Genomic DNA, 2,091 nt, shown 5'->3' with positions numbered 1-2,091 from the left:
GAAGAGCTGATGTTCAGCTCATCAATTAAATGTTTTCAAATAAATCTGACGTGTATCTGTTCAGTTTTCAATGTTCTATCTGCGCTCCTCACCGGAGTGCTCACTTATACTACCATCATTCATTTCCTTTGTAAAGACTTTTTTTGATTTTTATTCATTTTTTGTGAAAAAATGTAAAAAAGGGCTTATACGCCCTTCTATTTGCCGATAATCGCATTATTTTCGAGGCATGATGTCATCGCTATCTAATACAATAGTAACTGGGCCATCATTAATTAACGCACATTTCATATCAGCTCCAAAAATTCCTGTTTCTACATGAATGCCTTGGGTTCTTAAACTTTTATTAAAGTAATCATAAAGCGGTGAAGAGATATCAGGCTTAGCTGCATCGATAAAGCTTGGTCTTCTTCCTTTATGACAGTCTGCATATAAAGTGAATTGAGAAATAGAAAGAATAGATCCTTCTACATCTATGAGTGAACGATTCATTTTTTGATTTTCATCTTCAAAGACTCTTAAGTGGATGACCTTTTCCACAAGACGATCTATAATTTCATGAGTATCATCATTATTAAAACCTACAAGAATCATATAACCCTTATTAATGGCACCATGTACTTCTCCATCAATTGTCACACTTGCTTCTTTTACTCTTTGTAAAACAATTCTCATATTACTCTCTCCTTATAAAATCATGTTATAATTATACATGATTCTAAAACGAAAGGAAATAAACTATGATTCATAAGACACTTGCAGATTCCATGCGTCCTATTGGACTAGATGATGTTATTGGACAAAAGCACCTTGTAGGAGATAATAAATTATTAAGACAATTTGTAAAGAAGGATCATCCAATGTCCATTATTTTATACGGACCTCCTGGATGTGGAAAAACAACTATGGCTAAAGCCCTCGCTCATGATTTAAATATACCATATCGTATATTCAATGCCTCTGCTAGTAATAAGAAAGAGATGGACCAGATTATCGCTGAAGCGAAACTTTCAGAAGGTTTGTTTGTGATTGTAGATGAAGTGCATCGTTTAAATAAAGATAAGCAAGATCATTTACTGCCCTATATCGAGAGTGGATTGTTGATTATCGCAGGCTGCACAACTGCCAATCCATATCATTCTATCAATCCTGCAATTCGCTCGAGATGTCATTTGTGTGAAGTAAAGCCCTTGAATCATGAAGAGATTGTGGAAGCATGTCAAAGAGCTGCAGTCAGCGAGAGAGGACTTAATCATCAATATGAAATAGATCAAGAAGTATATGATTATATTTCAAGAATGAGCAGTGGTGATGTTCGTTATGCTTATAATTGTTTGGAACTTGCAACTATTTATGCGCCAGATACACATATCACATTAGAAATCATTCAGGAAGCTGTTCCACGCGCCAATATGCAATTTGATAAAGATGAAGATCAATACTATGATACTTTAAGTGGTTTGCAGAAATCTATTAGGGGATCTGACCCAAATGGTGCTCTTTATTATTTTGCTAAACTTATAGATGCAGGAGATATAGAGTCACTAGAACGAAGACTGATTACAACTGCTTATGAAGATATAGGACTAGCCAATCCTAATGCTTGTATGCGTACTGTTTTAGCCTTCCAGGCAGCTAAGACAATTGGTTTTCCTGAAGCGAGAATTCCTCTAGCAAGCTGCATTATAGAATTGGCTTTATCACCTAAATCAAAATCGAGTGAAAATGCGATAGATGCAGCACTTGCGTCTTACCACAACGAACCACATAAAGCACCACAATATATACGTTTAACTCCTGTTGGTATAGATGAGGAAGATCGTTATGATTATAATAGGCCTGATTTATGGGAATATCTTCAATATCTTCCTGATGAAATTAAAGATGCTCAGTTCTATGTACCTTGGCTGACAAGCCGTTATGAAAAATCATTAACTGAAAACTATCAAAGAATTCTTAAACACGGAAGAACCACAAATATCAGAAAACTCAAAAAAGATAAGCCTCGTTAGACCAATGGTATTAAGTTAAACAAAACTAATACCATCAGGTAATTAAGTTAAGGTGTCAGCTATATAAACGGCAGACACC

Annotated in this window: 2 protein-coding genes; one reads left to right on the top strand and one right to left on the bottom strand. The window is 35.2% G+C overall.

Features of this window, described 5'->3' with window-relative positions:
• Positions 1-216 precede the first annotated feature (216 nt).
• Positions 217-675 (bottom strand): D-aminoacyl-tRNA deacylase, encoded by a 459-nt coding sequence (gene dtd / locus EAI80_RS12795; RefSeq protein WP_129982343.1) that lies wholly within the window; start codon positions 673-675, stop codon positions 217-219.
• A 68-nt stretch (positions 676-743) separates the two neighbouring features.
• Between dtd and EAI80_RS12790 the strand changes: the two genes are divergently transcribed.
• A complete protein-coding gene (locus EAI80_RS12790; protein WP_129982344.1) occupies positions 744-2,012 on the top strand; it encodes a replication-associated recombination protein A in 1,269 nt (422 codons plus the stop codon).
• The last annotated feature ends 79 nt before the right edge of the window (positions 2,013-2,091 follow it).

Origin of the sequence: Catenibacterium sp. co_0103, from assembly GCF_004168205.1 — a bacterium.
Taxonomy (GTDB): domain Bacteria; phylum Bacillota_I; class Bacilli_A; order Erysipelotrichales; family Coprobacillaceae; genus Catenibacterium; species Catenibacterium mitsuoka_A.
This window is presented reverse-complemented; position numbering and strand designations above follow the sequence as displayed.